Source organism: Endozoicomonas sp. ALB032 (genome assembly GCF_049310125.1).
Classification (GTDB): Bacteria; Pseudomonadota; Gammaproteobacteria; order Pseudomonadales; family Endozoicomonadaceae; genus Endozoicomonas_A.
The window spans coordinates 1,629,962-1,651,913 of the sequence record NZ_JBLYNW010000001.1 but is presented as its reverse complement, the minus strand read 5'-3'; the positions used below and the strand labels follow the sequence as shown (position 1 = coordinate 1,651,913).

The following is a 21,952-nucleotide window of genomic DNA, read 5'->3' as shown; positions in this document are numbered from 1 at the left end:
TTGCGACACCCTCAGAGCGTGGGAACGAGTTGTTAAATTGATTCGATCTGTTTGACTCGGTTTTGTCATGGAAGTTCAATCTATTGATATAACGCTGTTTGCTAATCGGTTCAGAGTAAAAATACATTCATCCGATCATCAATCGTTTTTCCATAGTTCGGTGATTCTCATCTTGTGATCTTCACTGGTGGTCACCAGATGTCGGCCATCGACGCAGAAGGTGGCTGAGATGACGGCTTTATCGTGTACAACGGTGGTTTTTTTTACCCATAATCCATCCTTCCCCAGACCATAAATTTGCGCGGTGTTATCGTCACAGGCGGTCACCACAAGGCAACCATCGGCACTGAAGGTGGCTGATCGGACCCTGTTTTTGTGGGCTATGGTGGCTTTTTTTACCCAGGATCCACCGGCCTCAAGTCCATAGATTTTCGCTGTTTTATCATAACTGGCAGTCACTAAATGGCGGCCATCGGCACTGAACCTGGCTGATATGATATCCCCATTGTGTTTAATGGTTGCTTTTTTTACCCATGATCCAGGGGTCTCCTGACCATAGACTTGCGCAGTATTATCATAACTTCCGGTCACCAGATGGCGACTATCGGCGCTGAACTTGACAGAGTAGAAATTATTATCATGAGAAATCGTGGTTATTTCTTTCCATGATCCATCGTCCTGCAGGTCACATATTTTCGTTTCATTATCGAAACTGACGGTTGCAAGATGGCGACAATCGTCGCTGAAGAAGTGTGAGTGGACAAAATGATTATGGTTAATGGTGGCTTTGACTTCCCATGACCCAATGGCCTCCTGACTGCAGATTTTCATAGTGTTATGTCCAACGCGTATCAACGCATGACGGCCATCGGGGCTGAGGCTGGCCCAATTGACACCACTCGGATCAGTAATGGTGGCTTTTGCCTGCAATGATCCATCGTCCTCCTGACCGTAGATTGTCGCAACGTCTGATATATTGATAACCAACAGACGACAGCCATCGGCGCTGAAGCTGGCCAATCTGATCGGAGTATCACAGTGAATAATGTATTTTGCTTCCCATGATCCATCGGTCTTCTGGCCATAGACTTTCAGCGTATCATCCAAACTGGCGGTCAACGCATAGCGACCACCATCACTGAATGCGGCTGAAAGGATCATACGATTATGGGGAATGGTGGCTTTTGCTCCCCATGATCCATCCTCCTTCGTACCATAGATTTCCGCCCTGAAACGACTGATGACCAACACATGGCGGTTATCGGTGCTGAAAAAGGCTTCATAGACCCAACTATTCCTGGGAATGGAGGCTTTTACTTTCCATGATCCATCGGTCTCCTGACTACAGATCTTCACTGTGTTATCCACACTGGCGGTCACTAAGTTACGGCCATCGGCGCTTAAGGAGACGACTGAGATCTTGCTGGGATGAGTAATTTCGTTTTTTGCCTCTAAGTTAAATGTTTCACATTGAGACATCAGTTTACTGTTATTGAAAAGGAGCAGAGCAGGAAAAGAAGTACTCTTTTGTTGTTTTACGAGTGATTCGACAGTGTCCTTATTCGCAAACGGTTTCAACCAGTCACAGAGTTGTTGCTCATTTTTTGCGGTAGCGATGTTCTCCAGTTGATATTGGTGTGGTGAAGGAAACCGGCGATACCATGCTCTTTCCATAGATTTATCATTTTTAACAAGATCACGAAGATATTTGCATACCTTTGCTAAACGGGTAATCTCCCGAAAACCCACATAGCGAATAATCATGGCTTTTGATTCGTCGGGCAAAGAGAAGAATGAAGACTGATTTTGGTTATACACACTAACGTCCCTGCTTGCGCTGACACCCGTTGGCGCTAGCTCGAGTCGAGACTGCTCAGTTGTTGGCGAGAGTAAACCGTCATTGCTGGAACTTTGGTTCAAAGGGATCAAGAGCAGCTCCTCCAGAGCTTTAGAGTTAATATTTATCCCCGCATAGAAAAAGGATATTTAAAATGAATAAGTCTGGTTCCCATGCTTTCAGGCCCTGTGGGTCTCAGCGTGGGAACGAGTTGACTACCGTCATTCCCGGCTTCATTTTCGTCATTCCCGGCTTCATTCTCGTCATTCCCGGCTTCATTCTCGTCATTTCCGGCTTCATTCTCGTCATTCCCGCGAAGGCGGGAATCCACACTGACTCTCCACCAGAACCCTACTGCCCAGTGTCCCCCTGGCCTTGTCATCCCCCGAGAAGGCAGAGATCCACCATTGGCGCTGGATTCCCGCCTTCGCGGGAATGACGACTTCAGAGCGTGAGAACGAGCTGTTGAAGTTTTGCGATGAAGTTTTGCGACACCCTCAGAGCGTGGGAACGAGTTGTTAAATTGATTCGATCTGTTTGACTCGGTTTTGTCATGGAAGTTCAATCTATTGATATAACGCTGTTTGCTAATCGGTTCAGAGTAAAAATACGTTCATCCGATCATCAATCGTTCTTCGATAGCTCAGTGATTCTCACCTTGTGATCTTCAGTGGCAGTCACCAGGTGTCGGCCATCGACGCAGAAGGTGGCTGAGATGACGGCTTTATCGTGTACAACGGTGGTTTTTTTTACCCATAATCCATCCTTCCCCAGACCATAAATTTGCGCGGTGTTATCGTCACAGGCGGTCACCACAAGGCAACCATCGGCACTGAAGGTGGCTGATCGGACCCTATCTTTGTGGGCTATGGTGGCTTTTTTTACCCAGGATCCACCGGCCTCAAGTCCATAGATTTTCGCTGTTTTATCAAAACTGGCGGTCACTAAATGGCGGCCATCGGCACTGAACCCGGCTGACGTGATATGATCATTGTGTTCAATGGTGGCTTTTTTTGCCCATGATCCGGGGTTCTCCTGACTATAGACTTGCGCCGTATTATCATCTCTTCCGGTCACCAGATGACGACCATCGGCGCTGAACTTGACAGAGTAGAAAAAAATATCATGAGAAATCGTGGTTATTTCTTTCCATGATCCATCGTCCAGCAGGTCACATATTTTCGTTGTATTATCGGAACTGACGGTTGCAAGATGGCGGCAATCGTCGCTGAAGATGTGTGAGTGGACAAAATGATTATGGTTAATGGTGGCTTTGACTTCCCATGACCCAATGGCCTCCTGACCGCAGATTTTCAAAGTTTCATGTCCAATGCGGATCAGCGCATAACGGCCATCAGAGCTGAGGCAGGCCCAATTGACACCACCCGGATCAGTAATGGTGGCTTTTGCTTGCAATGATCCATCGACCTCCAGACCATAGATTGTCGCAACGTCAGATGTATTGACAACCAGCAGATGACAGCCATTGGCGCTGAAACTGGCCAATCTGATCGGAGTATCACAGTTAATAATGTGTTTTGCTTCCCATGATCCATCGGTCTTCTGGCCATAGACTTTCAGCGTATCGGAACTGGCGGTCAACGCGTGGTGACCATCAGCACTGAAGGTGGCTGAGAAGACCAAAAAATTATGGGTAATGGTGGCTTTTGCTTCCCATGATCCATCCTCCTTCATACCATAGATTTCCACCCTGAAACGACTGATGACCAACACGTGGCGGTTATCGGTGCTGAAAAAGGCTTCATAGACCCAACTATTTCTGGGAATGGAGGCTTTTACTTTCCATGATCCATCGGTCTCCTGACTACAGATCTTCACTGTGTTATCCACACTGGCGGTCACTAAGTTACGGCCATCGGCGCTTAAGGAGACGACTGAGATCTTGCTGGGATGAGTAATTTCGTTTTTTGCCTCTAAGTTAAATGTTTCACATTGAGACATCAGTTTACTGTTATTGAAAAGGAGCAGAGCAGGAAAAGAAGTACTCTTTTGTTGTTTTACGAGTGATTCGACAGTGTCCTTATTCGCAAACGGTTTCAACCAGTCACAGAGTTGTTGCTCATTTTTTGCGGTAGCGATGTTCTCCAGTTGATATTGGTGTGGTGAAGGAAACCGGCGATACCAGGCTCTTTCCAGAGCGTTATGGTTTTCAACAAGATCGCGAAGGTATCTGCATACCTTTGCTAAACGGGTAATCTCCCGAAAACCCAGATAGCGAATAATCATGGTTTTTGATTCGTCGGGCAAAGAGAAGAATGAAGATTGATTTTGGTTATATGCAGTAACATCGCTGCCTGCAAGGGTGCCCGTTGGCGCTTGCTCGAGTCCAGGCTGTTTGGGTGTTGGTGAGAGTGAACCGTCATTGCTGGAATTATTGTTCAAAGGGGTCATGTGCAGCTCCTCCAGAGCTTCAGAGTCAATATTTATCCGCGCGTAGAAAAGGACATTCGAAATGGATAACTCTGGTTTCCATGCTTTCAGGCCCAGTGGGTCCCCGTGCGGAAATCCATACCTATCTCACGCTGTAGAGTCCGCTTTTCAGGGAAGGTATGCATTCCCACGCAGAGCGAGGGTGTCGCAAAACTCTCTCCGGCGTGGGAACGCGTTGACTCCCGTCATTCCCGGCTTCATTCTCGTCATTCCCGGCTTCATTCTCGTCATTCCCGGCTGCATTCTCGTCATTTCCGGCTTCATTCTCGTCATTCCCGCGAAGGCGGGAATCCACACTGACTCTCCACCAGAACCCTACTGCCCGGTGTCCCCCGGCCTTGTCATCCCCGAGAAGGCAGAGATCCACCGTTGGCGCTGGATTCCCGCCTTCGCGGGAATGACGAATTCAGAGCGTGAGAACGAGCTGTTGAAGTTTTGCGACACCCTCAGAGCGTGGGAACGAGTTGTTAAATTGATTCGATCTGTTTGACTCGGTTTTGTCATGGAAGTTCAATCTATTGATATAACGCTGTTTGCTAATCGGTTCAGAGTAAAAATACGTTCATCCGATCATCAATCGTTCTTCAATAGTTCAGTGATTCTCACCTTGTGATCTTTGCTGGCGGTCACCAGGTGTCGGCCATCGACGCAGAAGGTGGCTGAGATGACGGCTTTATCGTGTACAACGGTGGTTTTTTTTATCCATAATCCATCCTTCCCCAGACCATAAATTTGCGCGGTGTTATCCTCACTGGCGGTCACCACAAGGCAACCATCGGCGCTGAAAGTGGCGGATCGGACCTTATCTTTGTGGACTATGGTGGCTTTTTTTACCCAGGATCCATCGGCCTCATGGCCATAGATTTCCGCTGTTTTATCATAACTGGTGGTCACCAAATGGCGGCCATCGGCGCTGAACCCGGCTGACGTGATATGATCATTGTGTTCAATGGTGGCTTTTTTTGCCCATGATCCGGGGTTCTCCTGACTATAGACTTGCGCCGTTTTATCATCACCGATGGTCACCAGATGACGACCATCGGCGCTGAACTTGACAGAGTGGACAAAACGATCGTGATAAATCGTGGTTATTTCTTTCCATGATCCATCGTCCTGCAGGTCACATATTTTCGCTGTATTATCGAAACTGGCGGTTGCAAGATGGCGGCAATCGTCGCTGAAGGAGTGTGAGTGAACAAAATTATTATGGTTAATGGTGGCTTTGACTTCCCATGACCCAGTGGCTTCCTGACTGCAGATTTTCAAAGTTTCATGTCCAATGCGGATCAGCGCATAACGGCCATCAGAGCTGAGGCAGGCCCAATTGACACCATCCGGATCAGTAATGGTGGCTTTTGCTTGCAATGATCCATCGACCTCCAGATCATAGATTGTCGCAACGTCAGATGCATTGACAACCAACAGATGACGACCATCGGCGGTGAAGTTGGCCAACCTGATCGGAGTATCACAGTTAATAATGTATTTTGCTTCCCATGATCCATCGGTATTCTGGCCATAGATTTTCAGCGTATTATCCATACTGGCGGTCAACGCATGGCGACCATCAGCACTGAGTGCGGCTGAGAAGACCCAACCATTATGGGAAATGGTGGCTTTTGCTTCCCATGATCCATCCTCCCTCATACCATAGATCACCGCCTTGCGACGACTGATGACCAACAGATGGCGGCTATCGACGCTGAAAACGGCTTCTTTGATCCAACCATTACCGGAAGTGGAGGCTTTTACTTTCCATGATCCATCGCTCTCCTGGCTACAGATCTTCACTGTATTATCCAAACTGGCGGTCACCAGGTGGCGGCCATCGGCGCTTAAAGTGACTGCTAAGATTTTGCTGTGATGGGTAACTTCGTTTTTTGCCTCTAAGTTAAATGTTTCACATTGAGACATCAGTTTACTGTTGTTAAAAAGGAGCAGAGCAGGAAAACAAGTACTCTTTTGCTGTTTTACGAGTGACTCGACAGTGTCTTTATTCGCAAACGGCTTCAACCAGTCACGGAGTTGTTGCTCATCTTTTGTAGTAGCTATGGTCTTTAGTAGATGTTGGTGTGGGGAAGGAAACCGGCGATACCATTCTCTTTCCAGAGTTTTATGGTTTTCTAAAAGGTCGCAAAGATATTTGCATACCTTTGCTAAACGGGTAATCTCCCGGAAACCCAGATAGTGAATAATCCTGGTTTTTATTTCATCGGGCAAACGGAAGAATGAAGATTGATTTTGGTTATATGCAGTAACATCCCTGCCTGCAACGATGCCCGTTGGCGCTTGCTCGAGTCGCAACTGCACAGGTGTTGGTAAGAGTGAACCGTCATCGCCGGAATTATTGTTCAAAGGGGTCATGTGCAGCTCCTTAAGAGTCAATATTTATCGTCACATTGAAAATCAATAACTCTGGTTCCCATGCTTTCAGGCCCTGTGGGTCCCAGCGTGGGAATGAGTGATTCGATCTGTTTGACTCTGTTTTGTCATGAAAGTTCAAACTATTGATACAACAACACTGTTTGCTAATCGGTTCTGAGCAAAAATACGTTCATTCGTTCATCAATCGTTCTTCCATAGTTCAGTGATTCTCACCTTGTAATCTTCACTGGTGGTCACCAGGTGTCGGCCATCGGCGCAGAAGGTGGCCGAGATGACTGCTCTGTCGTGTACAAGGGTGGCTTTTTTCACCCATGATCCATCCTTCCCAAGGCCATAAATTTGCGCCGTGTTATCCTTACTGGCGGTCACCACAAGGCAACCATCGGCACTGAAGGTGGCTGATCGGACCCAATCTTTGTGGGCTATGGTGGCTTTTTTTACCCAGGATCCACCGGCTTCACGGCCATAGATTTTCGCTGTTTTATCATAACTGGCGGTCACCAAATGGCGGCTATCGGCGCTGAACCCGGTTGAGATGATCCTCTCATCGTGTTTAATGGTGGCTTCTTCTACCCATGATCCAGGGGTCTCCTGACCATAGATTTTCAGAGTAATATCATCACTTCCGGTCATAAGACGGCGAGAATCAGCGCTGAACTTGAGAGAGTAGAAAAAATGATTATGAGAAACCGTGGTTATTTCTTTCCATGATCCATCATCCTGCAGGTCAAATATTTTCGCTGTATTATTGGAACTGGCGGTTGCAAGATGGCGGCAATCGTCGCTGAAGGAGTATGAGTTGGCAAAATTATTATGGTTAATGGTGGTTTTTACTTTCCATGACCCGGCCTCCCGACCGTAGATTTTCAAAGTATTAGGTCTAAAGCGGATCAACGCATGGCGGCCATCGGAGCTGAGGCAAGCCCAATTGACACCACCCGGATCAGCAATGGTGGCTTTTGCTTCCAATGATCCATCGTTCTCCAGACCATAGAATGTCGCAACATCAGATGTATTGACAACCAACAGATGTCGGCCATCGGCGCTGAAACTGGCCAATCTGGTCGAAGCATCACAGTTAACAATGTATTTTGCTTCCCATGATCCATCGATCTTCTGGCCATAGATTTTCAGCGTATTATCCAAACTGGCGATCACCACATGACGACCATCAGCACTGGTGATGGCTGAGATGATCCAAGGATTATGAGAAATGTTGGCTTTTGCTTCCCATGATCCATCCTCATTCATACCATAGATTCTTGCCCTGAGACGACTGACGACCAACACATGGCGGTTATCGGTACTGAAAATGGCTTTTTGGACCCAACCATTATCGGGAGTGGAGGCTTTTACTTTCCATGATCCATCGGTCTCCTGACTACAGATCTTCACTATACCATCCAAACAGACGGTCACTAAGTGGCGGCTATCGGCGCTTAAGGTGGCTATCAAGATATGGTAAGGATGGGTAATTTCGGTCTTTGTCACTAAGTTAAATGTTTCACATTGAGACATCAGTTTACTGTTGTTGAAAAGCAGCAGAGCAGGAAAATAAGTACTCTGTTGTTTTTTTACGAGTGACTCGACAGTGTCCTTATTCGCAAACGGCTTCAACCAATCACGGAGTTGTTGCTCATCTTTTGTCGTAGCGATGGTCTTTAATTGATACAGGTGTGGTGAAGGAAACCTTTGATACCAGGCTCTTTCCAGAGCTTTATGGTTTTCAACAAGATCGCGAAAATATTTGCATACCTTTACTAAACGGGTAATGTCCCGAAAACCCAGATAGCGAATAATCATGGTTTTTGATTCGTCGGGCAAACAAAAGAATGCAGATTGATTTTGGTTATATGCAGTAACATCCCTGCCTGCAACCATGCCAGTTGGCGCCTGCTCGAGTCGAGGCTGCTCAGGTGTTGAACCGTCATTACCGGAATTATTGTTCAAAGGGGTCATGAGCAGCTCCTTCAGAGCTTCAGAGTCAGTATTTATCCTCACATAGAAAAGGACATACAAAATCGATAACTCTGGTTCCCATGCCGTGGGAACCCATACCTATCTCACGCTGTAGAGCCTGCTTTTCAGGTGTGGTATGCATTCCCACAGAGCGTGGGTGTCGCAAAACCTCTGGCTCCCATGCTCCAGCGTGGGAACGGATTGACTTCCGTCATTCCCGGCTTCGTTCTTGTCATTCCCGCGAAAGCGGGAATCCACACTGACTCACCACCAGAACCATACTGCCCGGTGCCCCCCTGGCCTTGTCATCCCCGAGAAGGCAGAGACCCACTGTTGGCGCTGGATTCCCGCCTTCGCGGGAATGACGACTTCAGAGCGTGAGAACGAGCTGTTGAAGTTTTGCGACACCCACAGAGCGTGGGAACGAGTGATTCGATCAGTTTGACTCGCTTTTGTCATGGAAGTTCAAACTATTGAGTGTTTGCTAATCGGTTCTGAGCAAAAAGACGTTCATTCGTAGATCAATCGCTCTTCTAGTTCAGTGATTCTTACCTTGTAATCTTCACTGGTGGTCACCACATGTCGGCCATCGACGCAGAAGATGGCTGATATGAGGGCTTTATCGTGTACAACGGTGGCTTTTTTTACCCATGATCCATCCTTGCTTAGACCATAAATTTGCGCGCTGTTATCCTCACTGGCGGTCACCACAAGGCAACCATCGGTACTGAAGGTGGCGGATCGGACCTTATCTTTGTGGGTTATGGTGGCTTTTTTTACCCAGGAACCACCGGCCTCATGGCCATAGATTTTCGCTGTTTCATCATGACTGGCGGTCACCAAATGGTGGCCATCGGCGCTGAACCCGGCTGAGGTGATAGCCCCATTGTGTTCAATGATGGCTTTTTTTACCCATGATCCAGGGGTTTCCTGACTATAGACTTGCGCCGTTTTATCATCACTTCTGGTCACCAGATGGCAACCATCGGTGCTGAACTTGACAGAGTGGACATAACTATCATGAGAAATCGTGGTTATTTCTTTCCATGATCCATCGTCCTGCAGGTCACATATTTTTGCTGTATTATCGAAACTGGCGGTTGCAAGATGGCGGCAATCTTCGCTGAAAGTGGTTGACCTGATTACATCATTATGGGTAATGATCGCTTTTACTTCCCATGACCCAGTGGCCTGCTGACCGTAGATTTTCAAAGTCTCATAATCAACGCGGATCAACAAATGACAGCCATCGGAGCTGAGGCGGGCCCGACTGACACTACTCGTATCAGTAATGCTGGCTTTTGCTTCCAATGATCCATCGTCCTGCAGACCATAGATAGTCGCAACATCAGATGAATTGACAACCAATAGACGACGGCCATGGGTGCTGAAGCTGGCAAACCTGATCGGATTATCAAAGTTAATAATGTATTTTGCTTCCCATGATCCATCATTCTTCTGGCCATAGGTTTTCAGCGTATTATCGAAACTGGCGGTGAATACATGGCGACCATCAGCACTGAATGCGGCTGAGATGACCCAACGATTATGGGAAATGGTGGCTTTTGCTTCCCATGATCCATCCTCATTCATACCGTAGATTCTTGCCCTGAGACGACTGACGACCAACGCATGGCGATTATCGGTGCTGAAAATGGCTTTTTTGACCTCATTATTGGGAGTTGAGGCTTTTACTTTCCACGATCCATCGGTCTCCTGGCTACAGATCTTCAATGTGTCATCCAAACTGGCGGTCACTAAGTGGCGGCAATCGGCGCTTAAGGTGGTTATAGAGATTTTGTCAGGATGGGTCATTTCGGTTTTTGTCTTTAAGTTAAATGTTTCACTTTGAGACATCAGTTTACTGTTGTTGAAAAAGAGCAGAGCTGGAAAATAAGTACTCTTTTGTTGTTTTACGAGTGACTCGACCGTGTCTTTATTCGCAAATGGCTTCAACCAGCCACGGAGTTGTTGCTCATCTTTTGCAGTAGCGATGGTCTTCAGTTGATATTGGTGTGGTGAAGGGAACCGTCGATACCAGGCTCTTTCCAGAGCTTTATGGTTTTCAACAAGATCGCGAAGATATTTGCATACCTTTGCTAAACGGGTAATCTCCCGAAAACCCAGATAGCGAATAATCATGGTTTTTGATTCGTCGGGCAAAGAAAAGAATGCAGATTGATTTTGGTTATATGCAGTAACATCCCTGCCTGCAATGATGCCCGTTGGTGCTTGCTCGAGTCGAGGCTGCTTAGGTGTTGAACCGTCATTACTGGAATTATTGTTCAAAGGGGTCATGAGCAGCTCCTCCAGAGCTTCAGAGTCAATATTTATCCGCGCGTAGAAAAAGACATTCAAAATCGATAACTCTGGTTCCCATGCCGTGGGAACCCATACCTATCTCACGCTGTAGAGTCTGCTTTTCAGGTGTGGTATGCATTCCCACAGAGCGTGGGTGCCGCAAAACCTCTGGCTCCCATGCTCCAGCGTGGGAACGGGTTGACTTCCGTCATTCCCGGCTTCATTCTCGTCATTCCCGCGAAAGCGGGAATCCACACTGACTCACCACCAGAACCATACTGCCCGGTGCCCCCCTGGCCTTGTCATCCCCGAGAAGGCAGAGACCCACTGTTGGCGCTGGATTCCCGCCTTCGCGGGAATGACGACTTCAGAGCGTGAGAACGAGCTGTTGAAGTTTTGCGACACCCACAGAGCGTGGGAACGAGTGATTCGATCAGTTTGACTCGCTTTTGTCATGGAAGTTCAAACTATTGAGTGTTTGCTAATCGGTTCAGAGCAAAAATACATTCATTCGATCATCAATCGTTCTTCCATAGTTCAGTGATTCTCACCGTGTAATCTTCACTGGCAGTCACCAGGTGTCGGCCATCGACGCAGAAGGTGGCTGAGATGAGGGCTTTATCGTGTATAACGGTGGCTTTTTTTACCCATGATCCATCTTTGCTCAGACCATAAATTTGCGCGGTGTTATCCTTACTGGCGGTCACCACAAGGCAACCATCGGCACTGAAGGTGGCGGATAGGACCTCATCTTCGTGGGTTATGGTGGCTTTTTTTACCCAGGTTCCATCGGCCTTACGGCCACAGATTTTCGCCGTTTTATCATGACTGGCGGTCACTAAATGGCGGCCATCGGCGCTGAACATGGCTGCGGTGATATACCCATTGTGTTTAATGGTGACTTCTTCTAGCCATGATCCAGGGGCCTCCTGACTACAGATTTTCGCCTTGTTATCATAACTTTTGGTCACCAGATGGCAGCCATCGACGCTGAACTCGACAGAGAGGACAAGGCTGTGATGAGAAATCCTGGTTATTTCTTTCCATGATCCATCGTCCTGCAGGTCACATATTATTGCTGTATTATCGCAACTGCCGGTTGCAAGATGGCGGCAATCTTTGCTAAAAGAGATTAAGCTGAGACCACTATTATGGGTAATGGTGGCTTTTTCTTCCCATGACCCGGCCTCCTGACTATAGATTTTTAAAGTCATCCATCCATCGCAGAACAACGCATGACGGCCATTGGAGCTGAGGAAGGCCCAGCTGTCACTACCCTCATCAGGAAGGGTGGCTTCTACTTCCCATGATCCATCCTCCTCCTGACCATAGATTGTCGCAACGCCAGATGTGTTGACAACCAACAGATGACGGCCATCGTCGCTGAAGCTGGCCAAACTGTTCGGAGTATCACAGTTAATAATGTATTTTACTTCCCATGATCTATCGTTATTCTGGCCGTAGATTTTCAGCGTATTATCCACAATATCCACATTATTCAAACCGGCGGTCAACACATGGCGACTATCAGCACTGAAGGTGGCTGAGAAGGTCGTACGATTATTGGGAATGGTGTCTTTTGCTTCCCATGATCCATCCTCGTTCATACTATAGATTTCCGCCGTGAAACGACTGACGACCAGCACATGTCGGTTATCGGCGCTGAAAAAAGCTTCATTGACCCATCCATTCCTGGGAATGGAGGCTTTTACTTTCCATGATCCATCGGTCTCCTGGCTACAGATCTTCAATGTATCATTTGAACAGGCGGTCACCAGGTGGCGGCTATCGGCGCTTAAGGTGGCTTTTAAGATTCTGTCAGGATGGGCAATTTCGATTTTTGTCTTTAAGTCAAATGTTTCACATTGAGACATCAGCTTACTGTTGTTGAAAAGGAGCAGAGCAGGAAAGTAAGTACTCTCATGTTTTTGTACGAGTGACTCGACAGTGTCCATATTCGCAAACGGCTTCAACCAGTCACGGAGTTGTTGCTCACCTTTTGTGGTAGCTATGGTCTTTAGTAGATATTGGTGTGGTGAAGGAAACCGTTGATACCAGGCTCTTTCCAGAGTCTCATTGTTTTCAACAAGATCGCGAAGGTGTTTGCAAACCCTGGTTAAACAGGTAATCTCCCGAAAACCCAAATAGCGGATAATCAAGTCTTTTGTTTCATTGGGCAAACAGAATAATGCAGATTGCTTTTGGTTATACAAAGTAACGTCCCTGCCTGCACTGACACCTGTTGGTGCTTCTTCTCGCCGAAGTTGCCTGATTGGCAAGAGTGAACCGTCATCGCTGGAATTGTTGTTCAAAGGGTTCATGAGCAGCTCCTCCCTGAGCTTCAGAGTCAATATTTGTCCCCGCACAGAAACATAGAATAAGGACATTCAAAATGGATTCGATCTACAATAGAGTCGATTTTGTCATGAAAGTTCAAACTATTGAGGTCAGTGGCATTAAGAAAAAGAAGAGCCCTGATCCGGGAAAAGGATAGAAAGGCATTTTTTTATTGAGAGCCCAGTGCAAAAATTGCCAAGGGTCTTTTGATCATACCTTCATTCGATCATCAATCGTTCTTCAATAGTTCTGTGATTCTCACCTTGTAATCTTCACTGATGGTCACCACATGTCGGCCATCGGCGCAGAGGTCGGCTGAAATGACTCTGTCATTGTGTTGAATGGTGGTTTTTTTTACCCAGGATCCATCCTCACTCAGACCATAAATTTGCGCTGTGTGATCCTTACTGGCGGTCACCACAAGGCAACCATCGGCACTGAAGGTGGCTGATCGGACCCAGCCTTTGTGGACAATGGTAGTTTTTTTTACCCAGGCTCCACCGGCCTCACGGCCATAGATTTTCGCCGTTTTATCATGACTGGCGGTCACCAAATAGCGGCCATCGGCACTGAACTCAGCTGTGATGATCCTCCCATTGTGTCTAATGGTGGTTTCTTCTACCCATGATCCGGGGGTCTCCTGACCACAGACTTTCGCCGTATTATCCTCACTTCTGGTCACCAGATGGCGACCATCGGCGCTGAACTTGACTGAGAAGACAAAACGATCATGAGAAAACCTGGTTATTTCTTTCCATGATCCATCATCCTGCAGGTCAAGTATTTTCACTGTATTATCTAAACTGATGGTTGCAAGATGGCGGCAATCGTCGCTGAAGTAGTGTGAGTTGGCAAAATTGTTATGGTTAGTGGTGGCTTTTACTTCCCATGAACCAATGGCCTCCTGACCGTAGATTTTCAAGGTGTTTGGTATAACGCGGATCAGCGCATGACGGCCATCGGAGCTGAGGCAGGCCCAATTGACACCACCCGGATCAGTAATGGTGGCTGTTACTTGCCATGATCCATCGTCCTCTAGGCCGTAGATTGTCGCAACGTCATATGTATTGACAACCAACAGATGACGGCCATCGGCGCTGAAGCTGGCCGACCTGATCGAAGCATCGCAGTTAATAATATATTTTGCTTCCCATGATCTATGAGTCTTCTGGCCATAGATTTTCAGCGTATTATCGCAACTGGCGATCAACACATGGCGACCATCAGCACTGCAGGTGGCTGAAATGACCGAGCTATTATCGGTAATGGTGGCTTTGACTTCACATGATCCGTCCTCGTTCATACCATAGATTCCCGCCCCTAAATGATTGACCACCAACAGATGGCGGCTATCGGCGCTGAAAATGGCTTCTTTGAACCAACCATTATTGGAAGTGGAGGCTTTTACTTTCCATGATCCATCGGTCCTCTGGCTACAGATCTTCACTGTATTATCCAAACTGGCGGTCACTACGTGGCGGCCATCGGCGCTTAAGGTGACTGCAAAGATATCATCAGGATGGGTAATTTCGGTTTTTGTTTCTAAGTTAAATGTTTCACATTGAGACATCAGTTTACTGTTGTTGAAAAGGAGCAGAGCAGGAAAATAAATACTCTTTTGTTGTTTTACGAGTGACTCGACAGCGTCCTTATTCGCAAACGGTTTCAACCAATCACAGAGTTGTTGCTCAACTTTTGTCGTAGCGATGGTCTTGAGTTGATATTGGTGTGGTGAAGGAAACCGGCGATACCAGGCTCTTTCCAGAACTTTATGGTTTACAACAAGATCGCGAAGATATCTGCATACCTTTGTTAAACGGGTAATCTCCCGAAAACCCAGATAGCGAATAATCATGGTTTTTGATTCGTCGGGCAAACAGAAGAATAAAGATTGATTTTGGTCATATGCAGTAACATCCCTGCCTGCAACGATCCCCGTTGGCATTGGCTCGAGCCGAGGCTGCTTAGGCGTTGGTGAGAGTGAACCGTCATTACTGGAATTATTGTTCAAAGGGTTCATGAGCAGCTCCTCCAGAGCTTCAGAGTCAATATTTATCCTCACATAGAAAAGGACATTCAAAATGGATTCGATCTACATAGAGTCGATTTTTTCATGGAAGTTCAAACTATTGAGGTCAGTGCCATTAAGAAAACGAAAGTCAGGCACTGTTAAACATGAAAGTACCAGTTTACGGCCAGTACGGAAGCGATGGTTAGCAGGGCGCTGCCAAAGGTGACAAGGTATTGTCGGTTGATGGTGGTGTGGATTTCGGTTTTTAGTTCGGCGTATGCCCTGATGTTGTCCATTTTTACTTCGTGGTAGCGGGCGTCTGATTCGGCTTTCTGTTCGTAGTAGCGGGCGTCTGACTCGGCTTTCATTTCTTTGAATTGAGCATCTGACTCGGCTTTCATTTCTTTGAATTGAGTGTCTGACTCGGCCTTCTGTTGTTTGAATTCGGCATCAAACTTGGCATTCTGTTGTTTGAATTCGGCATCAAACTTGGCATTCATTTCAGCCATTTTTTGACTGAAGTGTGCCTGATGCTGCAAGATGGCCTCCTGCATGATGAGCACGTCTTTCTTGCTGGCGTTGTGGTCCGGGTCGAGGGAGGCACTGACTTTTGCCGCCAGCTCCTCACTGATGCCGATGTTTTTCAGTTCGTTGAACAGCGTGTCCGTCACATTCAGCTCCTGTTAACCGATGGAAGAGGCTGAAGCATAGACCATGGATGAACAAACTACCTGGGCTGATTGATCCTCTGGCCAGTGCCGAGGATCAACCGAGGGCCCAGTGCAAAATTTGCCATCGGGCTTTTGATATAAAGCTGTTTGTTGATCGGTTCAGATTGAAAATACGTTCATTCGATCACTAAAATCTTCTTCCATAGTTCAGTGATTCTTACCCTGTGATCTTCACTGGTAGTAACTACATGTCGGCCATCGGCGCAGAAGGTGGCTGAGATGACTGCTTCATTGTGTACAACGGTGGCTTTTTTTACCCATGATCCATCCTTCCCCAGACCATAAATTTGCGCCGTTTTATCCTTACTGGCAGTCACCACAAGGCAACCATCGGCACTGAAGGTAGCGGATCGGACCTTATCTGTGTGGACTATGGTGGCTTTTTTTACCCAGGATCCACCGGCCTCACGGCCATAGATTTTCGCTGTTTTATCAAAACTGGCAGTCACTAAATGGCGGCCATCGTCGCTGAACCTGGTTGTGGTGATCCACCCGTTGTGTTTAATGATGGTTTTTTTTACCCATGATCCAGGGGTCTCCTGACCATAGACTTGCACCGTTAGACGATCACTTCGGGCCATCAGATGGCGACCATTGGCGCTGAACCTGACAGAGTAGATAGAACTATCGTGAGAAACTGTGGCTATTTCTTTCCATGATCCATCGTCCTGCAGGTCACATATTTTGGCTGTATTATCGAAACAGCCGGTTGCAAGATGGCGGCAATCGTCACTAAAGGTGGTTGAGTTGACAATATCATTATGGGTAATGGTGGCCTTGACTTCCCATGATCCAATGGCTTCCTGACCGTAGATTTTCAAAGTGTAATGTCCAACCTGGATCAACGCATGACGGCCATCGGAGCTGAGGCAGGCCCAATTGACACCACTCTCACCATTAAGGTTGGCTTTTACTTCCCATGACCCATCGTCTTTCTGACCATAGATTATAGGAGCGTAAGATGAAGTAAGGACCAACAGACGACGGCCATCGGCGCTGAAGCTGGCCGACAAGATCGAAAGATCACAGTTGATATTGTATTTTACTTCCCATGATCCATCGGTCTTCTGGCCGTAGATTTTCAGCGTATTATTGAAACTGGCGGTCAACACATGGCGACCATCAGCACTGAATGTGGGTGAAATGACCGAACTATTATGGGAAAGGGTGGCTTTTGCTTCCCAGGATCCATCCTCATTCACACTATAGATTCCCGCCCTGAAACTACTGACGACCAACACATGCCGATTATCGGCGCTGAAAATGGCTTCTTTGGCCCAACCATTGTCGGAAGTGGAGGCTTTTACTTCCCATGATCCATCGGTCTCCTGGCTAAAGATCTTCACTGTATTGTCCAAACTGACGGTCACTAAGTGGCGGCCATCGCCGCTTAAGGTGACTGCAAAGATATTATTAGAACGGGTAATTTCGGCCTTTGTCTCTAAGTCAAATGTTTCACATTGAGACATCAGTTTGCTGTTGTTGAAAAAGAGCAGAGCAGGAAAATAAGTACTTTTTTGTTGTTTTACGAGTGACTCGACAGCATCCATAATCGTAAACGGTTTCAACCAGTCACGGAGTTGTTGTTCATCTTTTGTCGTAGCGATGGTCTTGAGTTGATATTGGAGTGGTGAAGGAAACCGGCGACACCAGGCTCTTTCCAGAGCGTTATGGTTTTCAACAAGATCGCGAAAATATTTGCATACCCTTACTAAACGGGTAATCTCCCGAAAACCCAGATAGCGGATAATCGTGGTTTTTGATTCGTCGGGCAAACAAAAGAATGAAGATTGATTTTGGTTATATGCAGTAACATCCCTGCCTGCAACGATGCCTGTTGGCACTTGCTCGAGTCGGGGCTGCTTAGGTGTTGGTGAGAGTGAACCGTCATTGCTGGTATTATTGTTCAAAGGGGTCATGAGCAGCTCCTCCAGAGCTTCAGAGTTCGCTTTTCAGTTGTTGTATGCATTCCCACGCAGAGCGAGGGTGTCGCAAAACTCTCTCCGGCTTGGGAACGCGTTGACTCCCGTCATTCCCGGCTTCATTCTCGTCATTCCCGCCTTCATTCTCGTCATTCCCGGCTTTATTCTCGTCATTCCCGGCTTCATTCTCGTCATTCCCGGCTTCATTCTCGTCATTCCCGCGAAGGCGGGAATCCACACTGACTCTCCACCAGAACCCTACTGCCCGGTGTCCCCCTGGCCTTGTCATCCCCGAGAAGGCAGAGATCCACCGTTGGCGCTGGATTCCCGCCTTCGCGGGAATGACGACTTCAGAGCGTGAGAACGAGCTGTTGAAGTTTTGCGACACCCTCAGAGCGTGGGAACGAGTTATTAGGACTTAGAGAGGACATCCAAAGGACTTATTCTCGTCATTCCCGGCTTCATTCTCGTCATTCCCGCGAAGGCGGGAATCCACACTGACTCTCCACCAGAACCCTACTGCCCGGTGTCCCCCTGGCCTTGTCATCCCCGAGAAGGCAGAGATCCACCGTTGGCGCTGGATTCCCGCCTTCGCGGGAATGACGACTTCAGAGCGTGAGAACGAGCTGTTGAAGTTTTGCGACACCCTCAGAGCGTGGGAACGAGTTGTTAGGACTTAGAGAGGACATCCAAAACTGATTCGATCTATATAGACTCGATTTTGTCATGGAAGTTCAAACTACTGTTCTTCCATAGCTCAGTGATTCTCACCTTGTGATCTTCACTGGTAGTAACTACATGTCGGCCATCAGCACTGAAGCTGGCTGTGGCGATAATCTCATTGTGTTCAATGGTGGCTTTTTTTACCCATGATCCAGGGCTTTCCTGACTGAAGATTTTCGCCGTTTTATCATCACTTATACTCACCAGGTGGCGACCATCGGCACTGAAATCGACAGAGCAGACAAAATTATCATGAGTAACCGTGGCTATTTCTTTCCATGATCCATCGTCCTGCAGGTCACATATTTTCGCTGTATTATCGTAACTGGCGGTTGCAAGATGTTGGCAATCTTCGCTGAAAGTGGCTGAGTTGATAACACGATTATGGATAATGATGGCTTTGATTTCCCATGATCCAGTAGCCTCTTGAGCGCAGATTTTCAAAGTGTTACGTCCAATGTAGAACAACGCATGACGGCCATCGGAGCTGAGGCAGCCCCAGTTGACACGGCTCCGATCAGTAATGGTGGCTTTTGCTTCCAATGGTCCATCGTCCTTCTGACCATAGATTGTCGCAACGTCAGATGTATCGACAACCAACAAATGACGGGCATCGGCGCTGAAACTGGCCGACTTGATCGAAGTATCACAGTTAATAATGTATTTTGCTGCCCATGATCCATCGGTCTCCTGGCTGCAGATCTTCACTGTATCATCCAAACTGGCGGTCACTAAGTGGCGGCTATCGGCGCTTAAAGTGGCTACCGAGATTTTGTCAAGATGGGTCATTTCGGTTTTTGTCTTTAAGTTAAATGTTTCACTTTGAGACATCAGTTTACTGTTGTTGAAAAAGAGCAGAGCAGGAAAATAAGTACTCTTTTGTTGTTTTACGAGTGACTCAACAGCGTCCTTATTCGCAAAGGGTTTCAACCAGTCACGGAGTTGTTGTTCATCTTTTGTCGTAGCGATGGTCTTCAGTTGATATTGGAGTGGTGAAGGCAACTGGCGATACCAAGCTCTTTCCAGAGCTTTATGGTTTTCAACAAGATCGCGAAGATGTTTGCATACCTCTGCTAAACGGGTAATCTCGCGAAAACCCAGATAGTGAATAATCTTGGTTTTTATTTCATCGGGCAAACAGAAGAATGAAGATTGATTTTGGTTATATGCAGTAACATCCCTGCCTGCAACCATGCCCGTTGGCACTTGCTCGAGTCGGGGCTGCTTAGGTGTTGGTGAGAGTGAACCGTCATTACTGGAATTATTGTTCAAAGGGGTCATGAGCAGCTCCTCCAGAGCTCCAGAGTCAATATTTATCCCCGCATAGAAAAGGACAGTCTTAAGTCCGACAGGCTGCTAGAGTCGGTTTTGTAATGGAAGTTCAAAATATTGGGGCCATTGGCATCAAGAAAAATCGCTCTTCAATAGTTCAGTGATTCTCACTTTGTAATCTTCACTGGTGGTCACCACATGTCGGCTATCGGTGCAGAAACTGGCTGTGATAACGGTTTTATTGTGCAGAACGGTGGCTTTTTTTACCCATGTTCCGTCCTTCCCCAGACCATAAATTTGCGCCGTGTTATCCTCACTGGCGGTCGCCACAAGGCATCCATCGGCACTGAAAGTGGCTGATCGGATCCAGCCTTCGTGGACAATGGTGGTTTTTTTTACCCACGATCCACCGGCCTCAAGGCCATAGATTTGAGCCGTTTTATCACCACTGGCGGTCACTAAATGACAGCCATCGGCGCTGAACCTGGTTGCGGTGATACTCCCATTGTGTTCAATGATGGCTTCTATTACCCATGATCCAGGGGTCTCCTGACCATAGACTTTCGCCGTATTATCACCACTGGCGGTCACTAAATGGCGGCCATCGGCGCTGAACTCGACTGAGTAGACAAAACTATCATGAGAAATCGTGGTTATTTCTTTCCATGATCCATCGTCCTGCAGGTCACATATTTTCGCTGTATGATCGAAACTGGCGGTTGCAAGATGGCGGCAATCTTCGCTGAAAGTGGTTAAGCCGATATTATGATTATGGGTAATGGTCGCTTTTACATCCCATGACCCAATGGCCTGCTCACCGCAGATTTTCAAAGTGTTATAACCAATACGGATCAGCGCATGACGGCCATCGGAGCTGAGGCGGGCCTGACTGGCACCATTCGTATCAGTAATGGTGGCTTTTGCTTTTAATGACCCATCGTCTTCCAGATCATAGATTGTCGCAACGTCAGATGTATTGACAACCAGCAGATGACGGCCATCGGCGCTGAAGCTGGCAAAAATGACCGGAGTATCACAGTTAATGGTGTATTTTGCTTCCCATGATCCATCGGTATTCTGGCCGAAGATTTTCAGCGTATTATCGAGGCTGACGGTGAATACATGACGACCATCAGCACTGAATGTGGCTGAGCAGATCCAATGATTATGGGCAATGGTGGCTTTTGCTTCCCATGATCCATCCTCCTTCATACCGTAGATTTCCGCCCAGAGACGAAAGTCGACCAACACATGGCGGTTATCGGTGCTGAAAATGACCTTTTTGAACGAACCATTACTGGGAGTGGAGACTTGTACTTTCCATGATCCATCGGTCTCCTGGCTACAGATCTTCACTGTACCATCCAAACTGGCAGTCACTAAGTGGCGGCTATCGGCGCTTAAGGTGGCTGTTAAGATTTTTTCAGGATGGGTGATTTCGGTTTTTGTCTCTAAGTTAAATGTTTCACATTGAGACATCAGCTTACTGTTGTTGAAAAGGAGCAGAGCAGGAAAATTAGTACTCTGTTGTTTTTTTACGAGCGACTCGACAGTGTCCTTATTCGCAAACGGCTTCAACCAGTCACGGAGTTGTTGCTCATCTTTTGTGGTAACGATGGTCTTTAGTTGATACTGGTGTGGTGAAGTAAACCGTTGATACCAGGCTCTTTCCAGAGACTTATGGTTTTCAACAAGATCGCGAAGGTATTTGCATACCTTGGCTAAACAGGTAATCTCCCGAAAACCCAGATAGCGGATAATCATGGTTTTTGATTCGTCGGGCAAACAAAAGAATGAAGATTGATTTTGGTTATATGCAGTAACATCCCTGCCTGCAACGATGCCCGTTGGTGCTTGCTCGAGTCGAGGCTGCTCAGGTGTTGGTGAGAGTGAACCGTCATTACTGGAATTATTGTTCAAAGGGGTCATGAGTAGCTTCTCCAGAGCTTCGGAGTCAATATTTATCCTCACATAGAAAAGGACATTCAAAATGGATAACTCTGGTTCCCATGCTTTCAGGCCC

17 protein-coding genes are annotated in these 21,952 nt (G+C 47.2%); 5 read left to right on the top strand and 12 right to left on the bottom strand.

The window, feature by feature from the left end; translation table 11 throughout:
* Positions 1-138: 138 nt before the first annotated feature.
* Positions 139-1,929, bottom strand: a complete 1,791-nt coding sequence (locus tag ACO6VG_RS05490; RefSeq protein WP_422473078.1) for an F-box/WD repeat-containing protein — start codon at positions 1,927-1,929, stop codon at positions 139-141.
* Positions 1,930-1,991: 62 nt separating this feature from the next.
* On the opposite strand from ACO6VG_RS05490, the gene ACO6VG_RS05485 reads away from it, so the two are divergent.
* Positions 1,992-2,276, top strand: a complete 285-nt coding sequence (locus tag ACO6VG_RS05485) for a hypothetical protein (protein ID WP_422473076.1) — start codon at positions 1,992-1,994, stop codon at positions 2,274-2,276.
* 185 nt (positions 2,277-2,461) lie between these two features.
* Here the strand turns inward: ACO6VG_RS05485 and ACO6VG_RS05480 are convergent, their stop codons facing one another.
* The gene (locus ACO6VG_RS05480; protein ID WP_422473074.1) at positions 2,462-4,249 is read right to left on the bottom strand and encodes an F-box/WD repeat-containing protein; all 1,788 of its coding nucleotides are present in this window, start codon (positions 4,247-4,249) and stop codon (positions 2,462-2,464) included.
* A gap of 214 nt (positions 4,250-4,463) precedes the next feature.
* On the opposite strand from ACO6VG_RS05480, the gene ACO6VG_RS05475 reads away from it, so the two are divergent.
* Positions 4,464-4,778 carry a hypothetical protein gene (locus ACO6VG_RS05475; protein WP_422473072.1) on the top strand — a complete coding sequence of 105 codons (315 nt, stop codon included), beginning with the start codon at positions 4,464-4,466 and terminating at the stop codon, positions 4,776-4,778.
* Positions 4,779-4,861: 83 nt separating this feature from the next.
* Here ACO6VG_RS05475 and ACO6VG_RS05470 read toward each other — a convergent pair whose 3' ends face one another.
* Complete coding sequence (locus ACO6VG_RS05470; protein ID WP_422413125.1) at positions 4,862-6,652, bottom strand: F-box/WD repeat-containing protein; 1,791 nt, start codon at positions 6,650-6,652, stop codon at positions 4,862-4,864.
* A 201-nt stretch (positions 6,653-6,853) separates the two neighbouring features.
* Complete coding sequence (locus ACO6VG_RS05465; protein WP_422473070.1) at positions 6,854-8,632, bottom strand: F-box/WD repeat-containing protein; 1,779 nt, start codon at positions 8,630-8,632, stop codon at positions 6,854-6,856.
* 129 nt (positions 8,633-8,761) lie between these two features.
* On the opposite strand from ACO6VG_RS05465, the gene ACO6VG_RS05460 reads away from it, so the two are divergent.
* Positions 8,762-9,013, top strand: a complete 252-nt coding sequence (locus tag ACO6VG_RS05460) for a hypothetical protein (protein ID WP_422413129.1) — start codon at positions 8,762-8,764, stop codon at positions 9,011-9,013.
* A gap of 129 nt (positions 9,014-9,142) precedes the next feature.
* On the opposite strand, the gene ACO6VG_RS05455 is transcribed toward ACO6VG_RS05460, so the two are convergent.
* Positions 9,143-10,930 (bottom strand): F-box protein, encoded by a 1,788-nt coding sequence (locus ACO6VG_RS05455; RefSeq protein WP_422473068.1) that lies wholly within the window; start codon positions 10,928-10,930, stop codon positions 9,143-9,145.
* A gap of 129 nt (positions 10,931-11,059) precedes the next feature.
* Between ACO6VG_RS05455 and ACO6VG_RS05450 the strand changes: the two genes are divergently transcribed.
* Positions 11,060-11,311 carry a hypothetical protein gene (locus tag ACO6VG_RS05450; RefSeq protein WP_422473066.1) on the top strand — a complete coding sequence of 84 codons (252 nt, stop codon included), beginning with the start codon at positions 11,060-11,062 and terminating at the stop codon, positions 11,309-11,311.
* A 140-nt stretch (positions 11,312-11,451) separates the two neighbouring features.
* Here ACO6VG_RS05450 and ACO6VG_RS05445 read toward each other — a convergent pair whose 3' ends face one another.
* From ACO6VG_RS05445 to ACO6VG_RS05430, 4 genes are all read right to left on the bottom strand, one after another.
* Positions 11,452-13,254, bottom strand: coding sequence for an F-box/WD repeat-containing protein (locus ACO6VG_RS05445; RefSeq protein ID WP_422135974.1), 1,803 nt, complete (start codon positions 13,252-13,254; stop codon positions 11,452-11,454).
* Positions 13,255-13,499: 245 nt separating this feature from the next.
* A complete protein-coding gene (locus ACO6VG_RS05440; protein WP_422473064.1) occupies positions 13,500-15,290 on the bottom strand; it encodes an F-box protein in 1,791 nt (596 codons plus the stop codon).
* A gap of 149 nt (positions 15,291-15,439) precedes the next feature.
* Complete coding sequence (locus ACO6VG_RS05435; protein WP_422473062.1) at positions 15,440-15,952, bottom strand: hypothetical protein; 513 nt, start codon at positions 15,950-15,952, stop codon at positions 15,440-15,442.
* Between the two features lie 176 nt (positions 15,953-16,128).
* Positions 16,129-17,931 carry an F-box/WD repeat-containing protein gene (locus ACO6VG_RS05430; protein ID WP_422473060.1) on the bottom strand — a complete coding sequence of 601 codons (1,803 nt, stop codon included), beginning with the start codon at positions 17,929-17,931 and terminating at the stop codon, positions 16,129-16,131.
* Positions 17,932-18,031: 100 nt separating this feature from the next.
* On the opposite strand from ACO6VG_RS05430, the gene ACO6VG_RS05425 reads away from it, so the two are divergent.
* Positions 18,032-18,295 carry a hypothetical protein gene (locus tag ACO6VG_RS05425; protein ID WP_422135970.1) on the top strand — a complete coding sequence of 88 codons (264 nt, stop codon included), beginning with the start codon at positions 18,032-18,034 and terminating at the stop codon, positions 18,293-18,295.
* A 57-nt stretch (positions 18,296-18,352) separates the two neighbouring features.
* On the opposite strand, the gene ACO6VG_RS05420 is transcribed toward ACO6VG_RS05425, so the two are convergent.
* The 3 genes from ACO6VG_RS05420 to ACO6VG_RS05410 form a co-directional block, all read right to left on the bottom strand.
* Positions 18,353-18,580, bottom strand: coding sequence for a hypothetical protein (locus tag ACO6VG_RS05420; protein ID WP_422442014.1), 228 nt, complete (start codon positions 18,578-18,580; stop codon positions 18,353-18,355).
* A gap of 59 nt (positions 18,581-18,639) precedes the next feature.
* The gene (locus ACO6VG_RS05415) at positions 18,640-19,938 is read right to left on the bottom strand and encodes an F-box/WD repeat-containing protein (RefSeq protein WP_422135969.1); all 1,299 of its coding nucleotides are present in this window, start codon (positions 19,936-19,938) and stop codon (positions 18,640-18,642) included.
* Positions 19,939-20,061: 123 nt separating this feature from the next.
* A complete protein-coding gene (locus tag ACO6VG_RS05410) occupies positions 20,062-21,858 on the bottom strand; it encodes an F-box/WD repeat-containing protein (protein ID WP_422135968.1) in 1,797 nt (598 codons plus the stop codon).
* Between the last annotated feature and the right edge of the window lie 94 nt (positions 21,859-21,952).